Here is a 17,611-nt window from a genome sequence, read left to right as displayed (position 1 = left end):
GTTTTGACGTCACGTCTCCAGCGTTGCGTCTAGCGTGATGTTGGCTTTCAGCAGCTTCGACACCGGGCAACCCGCCTTCGCCATGCCGGTGAGCTTCTCGAACTGCTCCTGCGTTGCGCCGGGAATTTTCGCCTTCAGCGTCAGATGCACGGCCGTGATGGAAAATCCGTCGCCGTCCTTGTCGAGCGAGACTTCGGCGACCGTTTCCATTTTTTCGGCGGTGAGTTTGGCTTCACCCAGGATCAGCGACAGGGCCATGGTGAAGCAGCCGGCATGGGCCGCGCCGATCAGCTCTTCGGGATTGGTGCCGGGCTTGCCCTCGAAGCGCGAAGCGAAGCCGTAGGGGTAGCTGCTCAGTGCCCCGCTCTTGGTCGAGATCGCACCCTTGCCGTCCTTGATACCGCCGCTCCAGACGGCCGATCCTTGAGTCTTCATCGTCGCACGCTCCGTATTTTGGTGACTGATACCCGGCCCGAGCAGTCACGCTAGCAGACATCCGACGACAGCATTGTGCAAAGAAGAATGATCTCGGAACAAATTAAGAACACTTTAGCAAGTCATTGATATATCATTGTGATTCGGTCCGCATGGGCCACCACATCTAGGGTCTGTCATCGGTCTTGAGGACTACATGTCCAATATCGCTTTCGACAACACGGCGCTGACGCGCATCGCGGACTTCGCCCGGACGCTTTCCCGTCTCCATGCCGCCGCGCGGACGCGGCTGGTGGACGACGACCACATCGACCGCGAATTCAACGCGGTCTGCATGTCGGTGTGGGGCTATACCACCGACGATTTCAGCGACGATCTGTTCTCGCTGAAGGATCATGAATTCCTCGACTCGCTGGACGAGGCGCGGGCGCGCATCTTCGCCGCCGAACACGGCTACGACCTGGTCGACGACACCGGCATCCTCGCCGACTGGTGGGGCTATTGCTGGATGATCCTGGCCGAGCATCGCGGCCTGCTGACGCCGGAGATCAAGGCGCGGGCGCGGATGGAAATGGAAGAGAAGTATCTCGCAGCCCCGAACGTGATCGGCGTCATCGTCGGGCGGTGAGTTGAATTACATCCGTGCGCGAGGCTTCGGCGCGAGCTTCGGCATGACGGCATCCGGCGCCATCGGCTGGGCGTATTTCGGCTCGGGCACCGACCCTGTGATGTCCTGCGACGAATAGGTGTCTTCGGGAATTTCAGCGGCCACCGGCGCGACCTTCATCTCGCCGAGCCGCGCGCGCAGCTCTGACGTCAGGCCGGGATAGTTGTTGACCGGGGTGAACTGCGCGATCTGGCCGTTGGCGGAATTGGTGCCGGAGTAAGCAACAAGCCCGTTCGAGGTCGCGACAATGTCGCCGGGGCGCAATGTGGTGTCGAGCGACAGATCGACCGGCGCAAGGCCCGCAGGGTCGCGGCCGTTGCAGGTGCAATCCGTCTTCAGCGCTTTGCGATAGGCGAAGGCGTTCGGCGTATCGACATAGCGTTCGCCCATATTGCCGACGGCGTAGTCGATGCTGTTGCCGGAAAAGACCTTGGTTGCGCTTGCCGGGCAGAACGCCTGGCACATCTGTGCCGGCGTACCGTTGCCGCGCGACGTCAGCGGGAAATAGCGGCCATCGCAGGTCCGCACGCAATAGGTGGTGAAGCGACCGCCGGAGGAAGCCGACGGCGCAGGCGCGGGATTGGGTGTCGACAGGCCGAACGGATCGGCAAAGGCATTGCTCGGCTGCTGTTGCTGCTGAGGCTCCTGCCGCTGCGGCTTGTCACCGCCGAACAGGAAATCGAAAATGCCGGCGGAGGCCGCGTGGGGCGCAAGCGCCACGGGCATTGCCAGCATGACAGTGAGAACAAGCGTCATGCGGCGCCGCACGCGCGAAATACGCAACTCTGTACGCAACACGGACTGCCCCACTCACGCAACGCTGACGCCTGCGGCAACTTCATGCCGCAGCGTCCATGACCTTAATGCGTGATGGTAAACGCCGAGTTAGGGAGCGGATTTGCGCCAAAGAATCGTGCAGACGAGCGCCGCGCTCACGGCCTGAAAAACAGGAACGTCGCCAGCACGAAAGTCGGCACCAGCACCAGCATCGACCACACCATATAGCCGAAAAAGCTCGGCATTTTCACGCCGGCCTGCCGCGCGATGGCATAGACCATGAAGTTTGGAGCGTTGCCGATATAGGTGTTGGCGCCCATGTAGACCGCGCCGGACGAGATTGCCGCCAGCGTCGCAGCTTTTACTCCCATCAAAACCTGCGGATCTCCGCCGGCGAGCTGGAAGAACACCAGATAGGTCGGCGCATTGTCGAGGAACGACGACAGGATGCCGGTCAGCCAGAAATAGGCGGCGGCGTTGTTGCTGCCGTCGGCGTTGGTGACGAGTCCGAGCAGCGCGGCGAACGGTCCTTGCGGCCCTGCCTGAAGCATCGCCATCACCGGCACGATGCAGATGAAGATGCCGGCGAACAGGATGGCAACTTCCTGAATCGGCCCCCATGAAAATCCGTTGGCCTCGCGATCTGATTTTTGCGTCCACGTCATGGATGCGATCGCGACCACGATGAAGATCGCATCGCGCAGCAGGTCCTGAATTTCGAGATCGACGCCGGCGATGTGGAAGGAGATTCCAGGCTTCCACTGCGCGCTCATCAGGATGGCGGCGATGATGACCGCGATCAGCACGAGGTTGATCCTGCCGTGCAGTTTGAGCGGTTTGTCCGGCGTCGGGTCTTTCAGTTTGGTGAAGCGGCCCTCCCGGTGATGCATGTAAAGATCGATCACCATGAAAATCGCGAGCACGATGCCGCCGACCACCAGGGTCTCCTGCCACAGATGTTTCGTGGTCCAGAAGAAATCGACACCCTTGAGGAAGCCGATGAACAGCGGCGGGTCGCCGAGCGGCGACAGCGCGCCGCCGATATTGGCGACGAGGAAAATAAAGAACACCACGACATGCGCGTTGTATCGCCGGTCGTCATTGGCGCGGATCAGGGGGCGGATCAGGATCATCGCCGCACCGGTGGTGCCGACGACGCTGGCCATCAGCCCGCCGACGGCGAGCAATACAGTGTTGGTGAACACGCTGTCGTGCAGGTTGCCTTCGAGATAGATGCCGCCCGCGACCACAAACAGCGCCAGCAGCAGCAGGATGAACGGCATGTATTCAAGCAGCGCCGTGTGCGCGAGTGTCGTCGTGACGGTGTGAACATCGGCGGTTGCGAACAGTGGAACGACGATCAGCGCCGCCCAGAGCGCGGTGAACTTGCCGTAGTGATGCTCCCAGACGTGGGGGTAGAACACCGGACCGGTGGCGATACACAAAAGAATGCCGACGAACGGCAGCGCCCAGAGGATCGAGAGCTTCGCGCCATTCAGCCCTTCGGCGGCGAAGGCCGGCGCGGGAAGAAGGAAAAACAACGTAAAGGCCAGAATGCATGTCACGGTCGTGCCGGCGAAGGTCCGGACCCACAACCCTTGAAGCCGTTGGTGACGGGGAGATATCTGCATTCTCATCTCTATTCCGTGGTTATGGATTCCCGCTCGCGCTCGCTTGGAACGACCGGAGAACTTTCTCCGAGCGGCGATAGGGCCGATATCAGCTCTTGAGAAATTCGCCCGCCTTGTAGAGCGCGCGGAACGGAATGCCGGCCTCGGAGAACGCTTCGGTCGCGCCTTCGTCGCGGTCGATCATGGTGAACACCAGCACGACTTCGCCGCCTGAATCCTTCACCGCATCCACCGCCTTGATCGCCGAGCCGCCGGTGGTGGTGACATCCTCGACGATGACAATGCGTTTGCCGGCCAGGCTCTCGCCCTTGGCGAGGCCTTCGACTGCGAGGCGTGCGCCGTGTTCCTTCGGCTTCTTGCGCACGAAGAACGCCGCGATGGGATGTCCCTTCAGCCACGACAGTTGTGCGATGGCGCCTGCGATCGGCACCGCGCCCATCTCCAGTCCGCCGATGTAATCGACCTGATCGTCCTTCAGCGCATCCAGCGACAGCTCGGCGAGCAGCGCCGCGCCTTCGGGATCGAGCATGGTCGGCTTCAGGTTGAAATAGAAATCGCTCTTGCGGCCCGAGGCCAGCGTGATTTCGCCGCGCCCGAATGAGCGCTTGCGGATGATGTCGGCGAGGCGGGCGCGGGACGCTGATTTGGACAAGGCGATCTCTTCAGGCTATGGGGGATTTGCGGGAATTTATCCTCTGCTTTGTAGACATTCCACAGCGGATCGCTCACCGTCAACAGTGCAAGATCAATTAAAGGAAGCGAATGACCATCGACTTCTACGCCTGGAACACCCCGAACGGCCGCAAGATCAGCATCGCACTCGAGGAAATGGGGCTGCCCTACAAGGTGCATCCCATCAACATTTCCAAAGACGAGCAGTTCGCGCCGGATTTTCTCAAGATCAGCCCGAACAACAAGATTCCCGCCATCATCGATCCCGATGGCCCGCACGGCAGGCCGGTCAGTATCTTCGAATCCGGGGCGATCCTGCTCTATCTCGGCGAGAAGACCGGACAATTCCTGCCGAAGGATCTGGGCGAGCGGATTCCCGTGCTGGAATGGCTGATGTGGCAGATGGGCGGCTTCGGGCCGATGCCGGGCCAGGTGCATCACTTTATCGCACTCGAAAACGAGCAGGATCGCCGCTACGGCCTCGAGCGTTTTTCAAAGGAAACGCGAAGGCTCTATGGCGTGCTGGACCGCCGCCTTGCGGAGCATGAATTTGCCGCGGACAAGATCTCGGTGGCCGACTTCGCCATTCTCGGCTGGGCGTGGCGGCACGAGCGCCACAAGGTGTCGCTCGAGGATTTCCCGAACGTGAAGCGCTGGTACGCGACGATGATGGCGCGGCCCGGCGTGAAGCGCGGGTTTGAGGTGAAGCTGGGTTAGGTCTTAGCGGCTGGTGCTGAACGCAAACCAGATCGCGATGGCAGCCAGCAACACGGCAAGGACGCGGCGAACCGTACGCCGCTGTTCTGCCGTTGCGATCACACGTTGCAGCCGCGAGGCAAGCAACACGATGACGAGATGAATCGAAGTCGCGATGCCGACATAGATCGCCGATAGCATGAGCGTCTGCTCCGCGACCGCGCCTTTCTCGATCTGGATAAAGTCCGGCAGCACGGCGACATAGAATACCGCGGCCTTCGGATTCAGGAGATTGGTGATCAGTCCGCGCCGGAATGCGGTCCATGGGCTGATCCCGCCGTCGACAGTTTCCGGCGAGACCTCGCGTTCGGCGGTCCATGCCTCCCATGCCAGCCACAGCAGATAGGCGACGCCGCCCCAGCGCAGCGTCTCATAGAGGAATCGCGAGTTGTCGATGATGGCGCTGAGCCCGAGCGAGGCAGCCACACCATAGATTGCAAGCCCGAGTGCAATTCCGGCGACGGCCGCGATGCCGGCGCGGACGCCCTGCGAAAGCGACAGCGCGGCGAGATAGGCCATGTTCGGGCCAGGTGTGATCTCAATCACGAGACAGGTCAGCGCGAAAGCAAGCAAGGGCGGGGACATTGCTATGACCTTTCACGCCGGATCAATGTGCCCGTCCTAGCCGTGGGGGACGCGGGCGTCGACTTGCTCCACAAGATGCGCGCGCGAGGGTGCGGGGTCGAACCGATCGGCGAAATACTGCGTTTCGTTGGCCACCAGCCCGTCGCGAAATTCCATAATGCTCACAGTGTAGGACGGTATGCCGTCGTAGGTCAGGACGAATTCCGTGACCCAGAGATCGCCGCTGCCGATGATCCGTTGAACCGTAAAGCGCTTCCTGTTCGGCTGGAGGCGCCGGCTTTCCTGAATGTTGCGCCGGCTGCGAATCCGCTCACCGGACTGCGGATAATGAAGCACGGCATCCTCGCGATAGATCTCGTGTTCGGTGTCGAAATTGTTCGCATCGGACGCCTCCCAATGGCGCTCCAGCGCTGCCCGCACGGTTTGATCATCCATCTCGATCTCCCACGTATAGGCGTGCAGTTACGGCTTAATGCGCCTCGTCCCAATTGTTGGCGGCGCGAGCATCGACCTGCAGCGGCACCGAGAGCGACACAGCAGGGAACGGCGCGTCCTGCATCACATGCTGGATCACCGGCAGCGTTTTCGCCACCTCATCGTCCGGCACCTCGAAGATCAGTTCGTCGTGCACCTGGAGCAGCATCTGCGCCGACAGCTTGTGCTCGGCGAGTGTATCCTCCATGCGGATCATGGCGCGGCGGATGATGTCGGCTGCCGAGCCCTGAAGCCGCGCATTGATCGCGGCGCGCTCGTTGAACGAGCGGACCGACGGATTGCTGGCCTTGATGTCCGGGTAATGGCACTTGCGGCCGAAGATCGTCTCGACATAGCCGTGCTCGCGGCAGAAGTCGCGCGTGGCGTCCATATAGGCGCGGATGCCGGGGAAACGCTCGAAGTACTTTTTAATGTACGCGCCGGCTTCCTCGCGCGGAATGCCGAGCTGGTTGGCGAGGCCGAAGGCCGAGATGCCGTAGATGATGCCGAAGTTGATCGCCTTGGCGCGGCGGCGGACTTCTGCCGGCATGTCCTTGATCGGCACGCCGAACATTTCCGACGCCGTCATGGCATGAATGTCCAGCTTGTCCTGGAACGCCTGCTTCAGCGAGGGAATATCCGCGATCTCCGCCAGCAGCCGCAGTTCGATCTGCGAGTAATCCGCCGAGACCAGCTTGTGGCCCTTGGTGGCGATGAAAGCCTTGCGGATCTTGCGGCCATCCTCGGTGCGCACCGGGATGTTCTGGAGGTTCGGCTCGTTGGACGATAGCCGCCCCGTGGTGGTCGCCGCGAGCGCGTAGGTCGTGTGCACGCGCTGGGTTTGCGGATTGACGTATTCCGGCAGCGAATCCGTGTAGGTCGATTTCAGCTTGGTGACCTGCCGCCATTCCAGAACATGCTTCGGGAATTCATGTCCGGCTTCGGCCAGTTCATCCAGGATTTGCGCCGACGTCGACCATGCGCCGGTCTTGGTCTTTGCGCCGCCCGGCAGGCCCATCTTGCCGAACATGATGTCGCCGAGTTGTTTCGGGCTGCAAGGATTGATCGGCTCGCCGGCCATTTTCTGGATCTCGGCCTCGACGCGCGCGGCGGTCTGCGCGAATTCGCCGGACAGGCGCGAGAGCACCTGACGGTCGATGGAAATGCCCCGCCGCTCCATGCGCGCGAGCACGGACACCAGCGGGCGCTCCAGCGTTTCGTAGACCGTGTTGACGCGGTAGGCCAGCAGGCGTGGTTTGAGCACCCGCCACAGCCGGAGCGTTACGTCGGCGCGTTCGGCGGCGTATTCGGCGGCCTTCTCGACCGGCACCTGATCATAAGCGATGCGGTTCTTGCCGCTGCCGATGAGTTCGCCGAAGCCGATGGCCTTGTGGCCGAACCAGCTCTCGGCCAGCGACTCGTAATCGTGCTTGGCGCGGCCTGCGTCGAGCACATAGGAAATCAGGATGGTGTCTTCGAGCGGCGCCATGTCGATGCCGTGCTGCGCCAGCACCACGGTATCGAATTTCAGATCATGGCCGATCTTGAGGACGCCCGCGTCCGTGAGCAGCGGCTTGAGCGCGGCCAGCGCATCGGCGGCCTTGATCTGGTCCGGAGCCAGTCCGCCGGCGAAGAGTCCCGACCCATCGCCGGGCTTGGTATGCGCGAGGGGAATGTAACAGGCTTCATTGACGCCGGTGGCGAGCGAGATGCCGATGATCTCGGCCTGCATCGGATCGGCGCTCGAGGTCTCGACCGTCACGGCGACCTGACCGAGATCGAAGGCGCGCGCGATTCGCCGCTGCAACTCCTCGACGGTCTTGATCGTCGTGTAGGCGGTGCGATTGAACTTGGCGCTGCGCGCTTCCTCGGCGCGCGCATCGGCCAGCGCCTTCGGCGTTTGAGGTCCTGTGGCGGGTGCCGCGGCCTGCTTCGGCTGCGATCCGGTCCACTGTCCGGCGTTTGACGTTTTTTCGGCCGTCCCGCGCGCGAAAAGGTCAGGCTCGCCGCCCAGCGGCGGCGTTTTGGGTGAATCGGCTGCGACATCGGCGGGCGCGAACGAGCTTTTCATGCTGGCGTCGGCTTCGACGTCCGATGGATCGATCTGCGAATACTCCGCCACGCGCCGCGTCAGGGTCGAGAATTCCATCGCTTTCAGGAAGGCGATCAGCTTGCGTGAATCCGGCTCGTGCACGGCGAGATCGTCCAGCGGCACATCGAGCTTCACGCGGTCGTCGAGTTGTACCAGCTTCTTCGAGATGCGCGCCTTGTCGGCGTTCTCGATCAGCGCCTCGCGCCGCTTCGGCTGCTTGATTTCGGGGGCGCGCTTGAGCAGCGTTTCGAGGTCGCCGTACTCGTTGATGAGCTGGGCCGCGGTCTTGATGCCGATACCCGGCACGCCCGGCACGTTATCGACCGAGTCGCCCGCGAGCGCCTGCACCTCGACCACCTTCTCCGGCGGCACGCCGAATTTCTCGATCACTTCAGGAATGCCGATACGGCGATCCTTCATGGTGTCGTACATCGACACACACTCAGTCACGAGCTGCATCAGGTCTTTATCGGAAGAGACGATGGTCGCCGTCGCGCCGCGTTCGCACGCCTCGCGCACATAGGTCGCGATCAGGTCATCGGCCTCATAGCCGGATTGTTCGAGGCAGGGCAGGTCGAAGGCGCGAACCGCTTCGCGGATCAGCGCGAACTGCGGAATGAGATCGTCGGGAGCAGGGGCGCGCTGCGCCTTGTATTCCGGATAGAGCTCGTTGCGGAACGTGACTTCGGACTTGTCGAAGATGATGGCCAGATGCGTCGGCCGGTTATCCGGCGGCATGTCGCGCATCAGCTTCCACAGCATGTTGCAGAAACCGAGCACGGCATTGACCTGCAAGCCGTCGGACTTGCGGTTCAGCGGCGGCAGCGCGTGATAGGCGCGGAAGATGTAGCCCGAGCCGTCCACCAGAAAGACATGATCGCCCTTGGCGGGGGTCTTTGCGGCTGGCGCGCTGGCGGCGGGTTTCGTGGCGGGCGATTTCGCGGGGGATGCAGGCTTTTTGGGCATGGGCGCAATTTAGGGATTTTGGCCGCGATTGACACCCCTCTGTGAGACAGATGCGCACGGGAATCTTCGCTGCTCCCTCTCCCCGTTTACGGGGAGAGGGTTGGGGTGAGGGGCGGGAAGTTCCTTCTGTGATGGAATGCCCTCACCCGATGCACTTCGTGCATCGACCTCTCCGCGCAAGCGAGGCGAGGTGAAGAGAGGCGCTTTACTCCGCCGCCTGCAGGGCCGCCGGACGCTTCTGCTTCGGCGCGATCCAGAACATGGCAGGCCGCTCGAACAGGAAATTGAGCCCGGCGCGTTTGGCGCCCCACCACATCAGGAGCGCACCGACCACGCCGGCGATGGTGTCGATCAGCGAGACAAGGCCGATGTCGGGGATGATGCCGGTCTTGAGCAGCACCACCCGCACGATCGCCATTGGCAGGAAGAAGGCGAGATAGATCACGATGGAATGCTCGCCGCAGTAGCGCAGGAAGCCCAGCCAGTTGGCGCGGGCCAGCAGCGTGCCGGTGACGATGATGGCGCAGGCGCCGGCAAATCCGAGTGCGAGCGAAATCACTGGCCGGTCGCCGAAGCCGGTAAATACCAGCACGCCATTGACCAGCGCCCATGCCGCGAGACCGGCCAGCGCGAGACCCGGCTTTTCGCGTGCACGATCGGCCAGCGCGAACACATAATTCGCCAGCAGATAGCCGGAATAGAAGTAGACGAAGCGCGCGGCGAACTCGTCGATCACGGTCCAGCCGGTTGCAATATGCGCCGTTTCAAGCGCTGCGGCCGCAAGCCAGATCACGATTGCAGGCACGCGCAGGGTGGCTTTGGTCACCACAAAGAAGATCGGCAGCAGGTAGATGAACCACAGCGTGCCGAACGGCTCGATGAAAGATTGCAGATACATGACACCGACATGGGTCCAGCCCTGCTCGGCGGCGAAAGCGGGGGCCTTGAAGGCGAACTGGATCGTAACCCACAGCACATAGAAGTAGGCGAAATGGACGACCTTGCGGTCCAGATAGGTGCGCCAGTCGCGGCCGATCACCCGCGCCAGGAACAGGCCCGATATCAGGAAGAAATCCGGCATCCGGAACGGTTTCGCGAACTCGACGAACAGGTGCATGAAGCCCTGCTTGCCCGCGGCGGCCTCGACGCCCAGGGTCGAGTGCATCATCACCACCATGACGATGCAGATGCCCTTGGCATAGTCGACCCAGTCGATCCGCTCGGAGGCGGGCGACGGGCACGCGCCGGATGTGCCGTTGCTGCTCATGATGTCCCGTTTCGGTCCAGTTGCACGCCATCCTGGGGCGCATGGGTTTCATTCTCCTTTATTCATACAAATGTTGTGCCCCATTCACGCCGATTTGCGCTAAAAGCCCCGCGAAACTGAACATCGTTAATGAGTTTTGGAGCGGGTGGTACATGCGGATTGCCATGATCGGCACGGGCTATGTGGGGCTGGTTTCGGGGGCCTGTTTCGCGGATTTCGGCCATCGCGTGACCTGCGTCGATACCGACGCCGGCAAGATCGCGGCGCTCAACCGCGGCGAAATCCCGATCTTCGAGCCCGATCTGGACCGGCTTGTGGAGGCGTCCGTCAAGGCGGGGCGGCTGGATTTCACCACCGACATTGCCGGGCCCGTGGGCAAGGCCGACGCGGTGTTCATCGCGGTCGGCACGCCGTCACGGCGCGGCGACGGCCATGCCGACCTGACCTATGTGCACGCCGCCGCCCGCGATATCGCGAAGGCCTTGCAGGGCTTCACCGTGGTCGTCACCAAGTCGACCGTGCCGGTGGGCACCGGTGACGAGGTCGAACGCATCATCCGCGAAACCAATCCGCAGGCCGATGCTGCCGTTGCATCCAATCCTGAATTCCTGCGCGAGGGCGCGGCGATCCGCGACTTCAAGCATCCCGACCGCATCGTGGTCGGTACCGACGACGAACGTGCGCGAAAAGTTCTCGGTGAGGTCTATCGCCCGCTGTACCTCAATCAGGCGCCGATCATGTATACCGAGCGCCGCACGGCGGAGCTGATCAAGTACGCAGCCAACGCATTTCTTGCGACCAAGATCACCTTCATCAACGAGATGGCGGATCTGTCGGAGAAAGTCGGCGCGGACGTGCAGGAGGTTGCGCGCGGTATCGGCCTCGACAACCGCATCGGCCCGAAGTTTCTCAACGCCGGTCCCGGATTCGGCGGCTCGTGTTTTCCGAAGGACACCCGCGCGCTGGTCAAGACCGCGCTGGACCATGACGTGCCGCTGCGCATTGTCGAAGCGGTGCTTGCGGTCAATGACAATCGCAAACGCGCCATGGCGCGCAAGGTCTCGAGCGCTCTCGGTGGCAACCTGCGCGGCAAGACCATCGGTCTCCTCGGCCTCACTTTCAAGCCGGACACCGACGACATGCGCGAAGCGCCGTCGATTCCGCTGGTGACAGGCCTGCTTGATCTCGGTGCGAAAGTGCGCGCCTACGATCCCGCCGGCATGGAGCAGGCGAAGAGCGAACTGCCGGACATCACCTATTGCGAGGATCCCTATGCCGTCGCCAAGGATGCCGACGCGCTGGTGATCGTCACCGAGTGGCGGCAGTTCCGCGCGCTCGATCTGAAGCGGCTGAAGCGCGAAATGGCCAATCCCGTGATGGTCGATCTGCGCAACATCTATCGCCGCGACGAGATGGAAGCGCTCGGCTTCACCTACGAGAGCGTCGGGCGGGGAGCGATTTAGGCGCAGGCCGCCCGGCGTCATTGCGAGGAGCATTTGCGACGAAGCAATCCAGCTTTTCCTAAGAGTGGATTGCTTCGCTTCCCTCGCAATGACGGCTATATCTGTTCCGATGATTGATTTCTCCACGCCTCTTCCCATCGATGCGGTTCTGGCCGACCTGACATCGACGCTCGCGCGCGGCAGCACTGCCGTGCTGGTCGCGCCGCCGGGCGCGGGCAAGACCACGCGCGTGCCGCTGGCGCTGCTGGATGCGGAGTGGACCGCGAAGAAGAAAATCATCGTGCTGGAGCCGCGCCGGATCGCCGCGCGCGCCGCTGCCGAGCGAATGGCGCAGACGCTGGGTGAGCGTGTCGGCGACACGGTCGGCTATCGCGTGCGGTTCGGTTCGAAGGTCTCGCGCGCGACCCGGATCGAGGTGGTCACCGAAGGGATCTTTACCCGGCAGATTCTCGACGATCCGGAATTGAACGGCGTTGCCGCCGTGCTGTTCGACGAATTTCATGAGCGCTCGCGGGATGCGGACCTTGGCCTTGCGCTGGCGCGAGATGCGCAAACCGGATTGCGCGAGGATCTGCGCATTCTAGTGATGTCCGCGACACTTGATGGTGCGCGGGTCGCTAAACTGCTCGGCGATTGTCCGGTGATCACCAGCGAAGGCCGTGCGTTTCCGGTCGATACGCGCTATCTCGGCCGCAAGCCGGATGTGCAGATCGAACGGCAGATGGCGGACGCCATCGCCACGGCGCTGCGCGCAGATAGCGGTTCGGTGCTGGCGTTCCTGCCGGGCGCCGCCGAAATCCGCCGCACCCAGAATTTTCTGTCCGAGCGTGTCAGCGATCCGAACACCGAGATCGTGCCGCTGTTCGGCGCGCTCGATGCCGCCGTGCAGGACCGCGCGATTTCGCCGCCGCCCAAGGGGCAGCGCAAGGTGGTGCTGGCCACCTCGATTGCGGAGACGTCGCTGACCATCGAGGGCGTGCGCATCGTGGTCGATTCCGGGATGGCGCGGGTGCCGCGTTATGAACCCGACATCGGACTGACGCGGCTTGAAACCATTCGCGCATCGCGGGCCGCCGTCGATCAGCGCAGGGGCCGCGCTGGCCGCACCGAGCCCGGCGTCTGTTACCGGCTGTGGGACGAGCCGCAGACCGCGTCGCTGGAGGCCTATACACGGCCCGAGATTTTGTCCGCCGATCTGTCGTCATTGGTGCTCGACCTCGCGCACTGGGGCGCGGCCGATCCTTCGGCTCTCGCCTTCCTCGATCCGCCGCCGCTGCCGGCGCTGACCGAAGCACGGGCGCTGCTGCGTGAACTGAATGCGCTCGATGAGGCAGGGCGGATCACACCCGAGGGCAACGGCCTGCGTGCGCTGGCGCTGCCGCCGCGCCTTGCGCGCATGATCGTGGATTCGCATCGGCTTGGTTCGGGTGATGAGGCGGCACTGATCGCGGCCATTCTCACCGAGCGCGGGCTGGGCGGCGACAGTGCCGATCTCGATGCACGGCTGGATAACTTTCGCCGCGACCGCTCGCAGCGGGCGCAAAGCGCACGGCAACTGGCGGAGCGCTGGGCCAAACAGGTGGCGGCGAGCGAAGATGCAGCGAACGACGTTCCGGCTCGCGTTCGCGGCTCTTCTTCTCCCTCCCCCCTTGCGGGGGAGGGTCGGGGAGGGGGGTCTGTATCTTCGATTACGCGAAACAATACCCCCACCCCCAACCCCTCCCCGACATCAGGGCGTTCACGCCCGTCTTCGACGGGCTATGGGGGAGGGGAGTTAAGCACCGGTCTCATGCTCGCACTCGCATTCCCGGATCGTGTCGCACGCAATCGCGGCAACGGCTCGTTCGTGCTCGCCAACGGGCGCGGCGCGAGCATCGAGCAGACTTCCGCGCTGGCGAAATCGCCTTACATCGCGGTGGCGGAACTGACCGGCACGGCGGCGAACGGGCGCATCCTGCTGGCGGCGCCGATCACGCAGGCCGAGATCGAGGCGCAGTTCGCCGATCATATCCAGACCGACGATGAGATCACGTTTGATCGCGCCGCGATGGCGCTGCGCGCACGGCGCAGGAAGAAACTTCACGCCATCACGCTCTCAGAACAAACCCTTCCAGTCTCTCCCTCGGCAGAGACAGCGCGCGTGCTGGCGGACGGTTTTGTCACTGCGGGACTGGAGCGCTTGCCATGGTCGAAGCCGCTGAAACAATGGCGCGACCGCGTGATGTTTTTGCGCGCGGCCTCGCCTGAGGAATGGCCCGATCTTTCAGACAATGCGCTGGCGGAGACACGAGGCGACTGGCTCGTGCCGGCATTGTTCGACAAGACCTCGCTGGCAAATTTTTCCGCGGGCGATCTGTCCGATGCGCTGATGAATCTGTTGCCGTGGGAGATGCGCGCGCGACTCGATCGCGAAGCGCCGACGCATTTCGAGGCGCCGACCGGAACGTCCCTGCCGATCGACTATGAGGCCGAGCAGGGGCCGACCATTGCGGTCCGGTTGCAGGAACTGTTCGGGCTCAATGTCCATCCGTCGATCGCGAAGGGCAAAATCCCGCTGGTGCTGGAACTGCTGTCGCCGGCGCATCGTCCGGTACAGGTGACGCGCGACCTGCCGGGCTTCTGGCGCGGGTCTTATGCGGCGGTTCGCTCCGATCTGCGCGGGCGCTATCCGCGCCATCCCTGGCCGGAAGATCCCGCGTCCGCGCCGCCGACCCGCCGGGTCAAGCCCCGCGGAACGTGAGAATTAACGCTTCCCTCACCCTTATTTCGGAAAAAGCCTCCTTTGAAGGTGCCGGGCGGTCAACTTTCGGCCTGCTGTGACGTGCTTCCGATAAGGTCCACATGGGACCGGGCGATAACAGGCGTATGTGTGATGCGTAACATCATGATTCTCGCGGCCCTGCTGGTTGTGTTCGGCACGTCCATGGCGAAAGTCGCGGACCAGATGACGTCGCAAAAGGCGCAGGCCCAGTCCGTCGACAAGTCCAGGGCGATGAATGCCTTCGCGTCGGTGCAGCCGAAAACCACAGGTAATGCCGGCCTTCGGAGTGTCACCATTTCGCGTGACAGCCGGGGGCACTTCCAGACCGACGCTCGCGTCGATGGCCGCCGTATCGGCTTCATGGTCGATACCGGCGCTTCGGTGATCGCACTCAACGAAAGCTCGGCGGCGCTGATCGGCATTCGTCCGCGGCCCAGCGAGTACACCGCGAATGTTTCAACCGCCAACGGCTCGATCAGGGCCGCGCGCACGCGCCTTGCGATGGTCGATATCGGCGGCCTCATCGTACGCGATGTCGATGCGCTGGTGCTGCCCGACGACGCGCTGTCGGAAAATCTGCTCGGCATGTCTTATCTGTCGAAGCTTCGCCGTTTTGAAATGGCCGGCGGCAAGCTGGTGATGGAGCAGTAAGCGATAGCGGCTGCCTCGTCATTGCGATGATTACTTGCGACAACGCAATCCGGCTTCGTGCCTTGTGACTGTGGATTGCTTCGCTTCGCTCGCAATGACGATTACATCCGCCGAAACACCACGCTGAGATTGTTCGCCGGCATTTCAGTGATCGCCGGTTCCGAAAATCCCTCAGCCCGCGCCAGCTCCGCGACAGCTTCCAGATCGCGCAATCCCCATTCCGGATTCCGGGACTTCAAACTCGCGTCGAACGCTTCGTTGCTTGGCGCAGTGACCACATCCGCGCGGCGATAGGGGCCATACAGATAGAGCGGCGCGCCGATGCGTAGCAGTTTCGCAGCGCCGCGTATCAGGCCTGTCGTCGCCTGCCAGGGAGAAATATGGATCATGTTGATGCAGAGGATGGCGTCGGCGGCGGTTACCGGCCAGTGGTCTGATGAGGCATCCAGCACCACAGGTGGGCGGATGTTGGGAAGACCGCTGTCCCGCGTCCACGCCGCGATGCTTTGCAAGGCGGCGTCCTCGGGGTCCGAGGGTTGAAACGTCAGGCCCGGAAAAGCCCGCGCGAAATGCACGACGTGTTCGCCGGAGCCGCTGGCGATCTCCAGTACAAGTCCGGACGCGGGCAGCACACCGCGCAGGACGTCGAGGATGACGTCGCGGTTACGCAAGGTGGCGGGATACTCAAGGCGGCGGTCGGTCATGCGGGTCCGATCTGAATGAAGGCTGTACAAGCTCGCTGCCAATATGCCGCATTTTGCTCCTAAACACCCGGCTCCCGCCTTTCCACGGTTCCAAGCATTCGCTAAAGCTGCTGGATATTGCCCGCCCTGCCATGAGGCCCCTGAATGTTTCCGAAGCCAAAGCCCGAACTGATTCCGAATACCTATGCCTATGAATCCGAGCCGATGGTGAAGGCGACGGGCTTTCGCGAATACGACGCGCGCTGGCTGTTCGGCAAGGAAATCAACCTGATGGGCATTCAGGCCCTCGGCATGGGCCTCGGCACCCTGATCGGCGAGATGGGCCAGAAGCAGGAGATCGTCACTGCGCACGATTTCCGCAGCTACTCCGCCTCGATCAAATACGCGCTGATCTCCGGCCTTCTGGCCTCCGGCTGCAAGGTTCATGACATCGGCCTCGCGGTGACGCCGATGGCGTATTTCGCGCAGTTCGATCTCGATGTGCCGTGCGTCGCGATGGTCACCGCCTCGCATAACGACAACGGCTGGACCGGCGTGAAGATGGGTGCGAACCGTCCGCTGACCTTCGGGCCGGACGAAATGAATCGCCTGAAAGAGATCGTGCTCAACGCCGATTTCAAGCTGAAGCCCGCGGGCGGGTATCAGTTTCACGAGAATTTCCCGGCGCGCTACATCGCCGATCTCACCAAACGTCCGAAGCTGAAGCGCAAGCTGAAGGTGGTTGTCGCGTGCGGCAACGGCACCGCGGGTGCATTCGCACCGCAGGTGATGGAAGCGATCGGCTGCGAGGTCATCCGCCTCGACACGGAACTGGATCACACCTTCCCGAAGTACAATCCGAATCCCGAAGACATGGAAATGCTGCACGCGATCCGCGATGCAGTGCTCGAGCACAAGGCCGACGTCGGCCTCGGGTTCGATGGCGACGGCGATCGCTGCGGCGTGGTGGACAATACCGGCGAGGAAATCTTCGCCGACAAGGTCGGGGTGATGCTGGCGCGCGACATGTCCGCGATTCACAAGAACGCGCAGTTCGTGGTCGACGTGAAATCGACCGGCCTGTTCGTGACCGATCCCGTGCTGCAAAAGCAGGGCGCCCACACGACCTACTGGAAGACCGGCCATTCCTATATGAAGCGCCGCACCCATGAGCTGAAGGCTTTGGCGGGCTTTGAGAAGTCCGGCCACTTCTTCTTCAACGCGCCGATCGGCCGCGGCTACGACGATGGCCTCGTCTCGGCAATTGCGGTCTGCGAGATGCTGGACCATGCGCCGGGCAAAACCATGGCCGACCTGAAGGATGCGCTGCCAAAGACCTGGTCGTCGCCGACCATGTCGCCGCATTGCTCCGACGAGACCAAGTATGGAATCGTCGCGCAGGTCGTGAAGCACTTCGAGGATCTGAAGGCGAAGGGCGCCAAGGTCGCCGGTCAGCCGATCCGCGATCTGGTCACCGTGAACGGCGTGCGCGTCACCTGTGAGGACGGAAGCTGGGGCCTGGTGCGGGCCTCATCCAACAAGCCGGAGCTTGTGGTGGTGGTCGAGAGCCCGGTCTCCGAGCAGCGCATGCGCGACATGTTCGAGGCGATGGATTCGGTGCTGCGCACCCATCCCGAAGTCGGCGAGTACAATCAGAAGATTTGAGGTTTCTTAACCTCGCCCCGCTTGCGGGGAGAGGTCGGATTGCCATAAGCGCGTTTACGCGCGTCT

The 17,611-nt window shown here is 62.7% G+C and carries 15 protein-coding genes; 6 read left to right on the top strand and 9 right to left on the bottom strand.

Annotated elements, in window-relative coordinates; genetic code table 11:
* Positions 1-9: 9 nt before the first annotated feature.
* Entirely contained in the window at positions 10-435 is a 426-nt protein-coding gene (locus HMPREF9695_RS18155; RefSeq protein ID WP_006022354.1) for an OsmC family protein, read from the bottom strand.
* 196 nt (positions 436-631) lie between these two features.
* Between HMPREF9695_RS18155 and HMPREF9695_RS18150 the strand changes: the two genes are divergently transcribed.
* Positions 632-1,063 (top strand): hypothetical protein, encoded by a 432-nt coding sequence (locus HMPREF9695_RS18150; protein WP_006022353.1) that lies wholly within the window; start codon positions 632-634, stop codon positions 1,061-1,063.
* Between the two features lie 6 nt (positions 1,064-1,069).
* On the opposite strand, the gene HMPREF9695_RS18145 is transcribed toward HMPREF9695_RS18150, so the two are convergent.
* The 3 genes from HMPREF9695_RS18145 to pyrE all read right to left on the bottom strand — a co-directional run bounded on the left by HMPREF9695_RS18145 (position 1,070) and on the right by pyrE (position 4,162).
* Positions 1,070-1,858 carry a DUF2865 domain-containing protein gene (locus HMPREF9695_RS18145; RefSeq protein WP_041712661.1) on the bottom strand — a complete coding sequence of 263 codons (789 nt, stop codon included), beginning with the start codon at positions 1,856-1,858 and terminating at the stop codon, positions 1,070-1,072.
* Between the two features lie 176 nt (positions 1,859-2,034).
* Positions 2,035-3,510 carry a sodium:proton antiporter gene (locus tag HMPREF9695_RS18140; protein WP_006022351.1) on the bottom strand — a complete coding sequence of 492 codons (1,476 nt, stop codon included), beginning with the start codon at positions 3,508-3,510 and terminating at the stop codon, positions 2,035-2,037.
* Positions 3,511-3,598: 88 nt separating this feature from the next.
* Entirely contained in the window at positions 3,599-4,162 is a 564-nt protein-coding gene (gene pyrE / locus HMPREF9695_RS18135; protein ID WP_006022350.1) for an orotate phosphoribosyltransferase, read from the bottom strand.
* A gap of 110 nt (positions 4,163-4,272) precedes the next feature.
* Here pyrE and HMPREF9695_RS18130 point away from each other — a divergent pair, with 110 nt between their 5' ends.
* Positions 4,273-4,899, top strand: a complete 627-nt coding sequence (locus HMPREF9695_RS18130; protein WP_006022349.1) for a glutathione S-transferase family protein — start codon at positions 4,273-4,275, stop codon at positions 4,897-4,899.
* A 3-nt stretch (positions 4,900-4,902) separates the two neighbouring features.
* Here HMPREF9695_RS18130 and HMPREF9695_RS18125 read toward each other — a convergent pair whose 3' ends face one another.
* The 4 genes from HMPREF9695_RS18125 to HMPREF9695_RS18110 all read right to left on the bottom strand — a co-directional run bounded on the left by HMPREF9695_RS18125 (position 4,903) and on the right by HMPREF9695_RS18110 (position 10,322).
* The gene (locus HMPREF9695_RS18125) at positions 4,903-5,523 is read right to left on the bottom strand and encodes a LysE family translocator (RefSeq protein ID WP_006022348.1); all 621 of its coding nucleotides are present in this window, start codon (positions 5,521-5,523) and stop codon (positions 4,903-4,905) included.
* A 36-nt stretch (positions 5,524-5,559) separates the two neighbouring features.
* Positions 5,560-5,958, bottom strand: coding sequence for a nuclear transport factor 2 family protein (locus tag HMPREF9695_RS18120; protein ID WP_006022347.1), 399 nt, complete (start codon positions 5,956-5,958; stop codon positions 5,560-5,562).
* A gap of 34 nt (positions 5,959-5,992) precedes the next feature.
* Positions 5,993-9,055, bottom strand: coding sequence for a DNA polymerase I (gene polA, locus HMPREF9695_RS18115; protein WP_006022346.1), 3,063 nt, complete (start codon positions 9,053-9,055; stop codon positions 5,993-5,995).
* 205 nt (positions 9,056-9,260) lie between these two features.
* Complete coding sequence (locus HMPREF9695_RS18110) at positions 9,261-10,322, bottom strand: acyltransferase family protein (RefSeq protein WP_006022345.1); 1,062 nt, start codon at positions 10,320-10,322, stop codon at positions 9,261-9,263.
* A 152-nt stretch (positions 10,323-10,474) separates the two neighbouring features.
* On the opposite strand from HMPREF9695_RS18110, the gene HMPREF9695_RS18105 reads away from it, so the two are divergent.
* From HMPREF9695_RS18105 to HMPREF9695_RS18095, 3 genes are all read left to right on the top strand, one after another.
* Positions 10,475-11,785, top strand: a complete 1,311-nt coding sequence (locus HMPREF9695_RS18105; protein WP_006022344.1) for a UDP-glucose dehydrogenase family protein — start codon at positions 10,475-10,477, stop codon at positions 11,783-11,785.
* Positions 11,786-11,894: 109 nt separating this feature from the next.
* Positions 11,895-14,525, top strand: coding sequence for an ATP-dependent helicase HrpB (gene hrpB / locus HMPREF9695_RS18100; RefSeq protein WP_006022343.1), 2,631 nt, complete (start codon positions 11,895-11,897; stop codon positions 14,523-14,525).
* A gap of 132 nt (positions 14,526-14,657) precedes the next feature.
* Positions 14,658-15,197, top strand: a complete 540-nt coding sequence (locus HMPREF9695_RS18095; protein WP_006022342.1) for a TIGR02281 family clan AA aspartic protease — start codon at positions 14,658-14,660, stop codon at positions 15,195-15,197.
* 101 nt (positions 15,198-15,298) lie between these two features.
* Here the strand turns inward: HMPREF9695_RS18095 and HMPREF9695_RS18090 are convergent, their stop codons facing one another.
* Entirely contained in the window at positions 15,299-15,901 is a 603-nt protein-coding gene (locus HMPREF9695_RS18090) for a DUF938 domain-containing protein (protein WP_006022341.1), read from the bottom strand.
* Positions 15,902-16,045: 144 nt separating this feature from the next.
* Between HMPREF9695_RS18090 and HMPREF9695_RS18085 the strand changes: the two genes are divergently transcribed.
* Positions 16,046-17,545 carry a phosphomannomutase/phosphoglucomutase gene (locus HMPREF9695_RS18085; protein WP_006022340.1) on the top strand — a complete coding sequence of 500 codons (1,500 nt, stop codon included), beginning with the start codon at positions 16,046-16,048 and terminating at the stop codon, positions 17,543-17,545.
* Positions 17,546-17,611: the final 66 nt, after the last annotated feature.

The sequence above is a fragment of the Afipia broomeae ATCC 49717 genome (genome assembly GCF_000314675.2).
In the GTDB taxonomy this organism is placed as follows: domain Bacteria; phylum Pseudomonadota; class Alphaproteobacteria; order Rhizobiales; family Xanthobacteraceae; genus Afipia; species Afipia broomeae.
The sequence above is the reverse complement of the archived record's forward strand: the minus strand, read 5'-3'. Positions and strand labels throughout refer to the sequence as shown.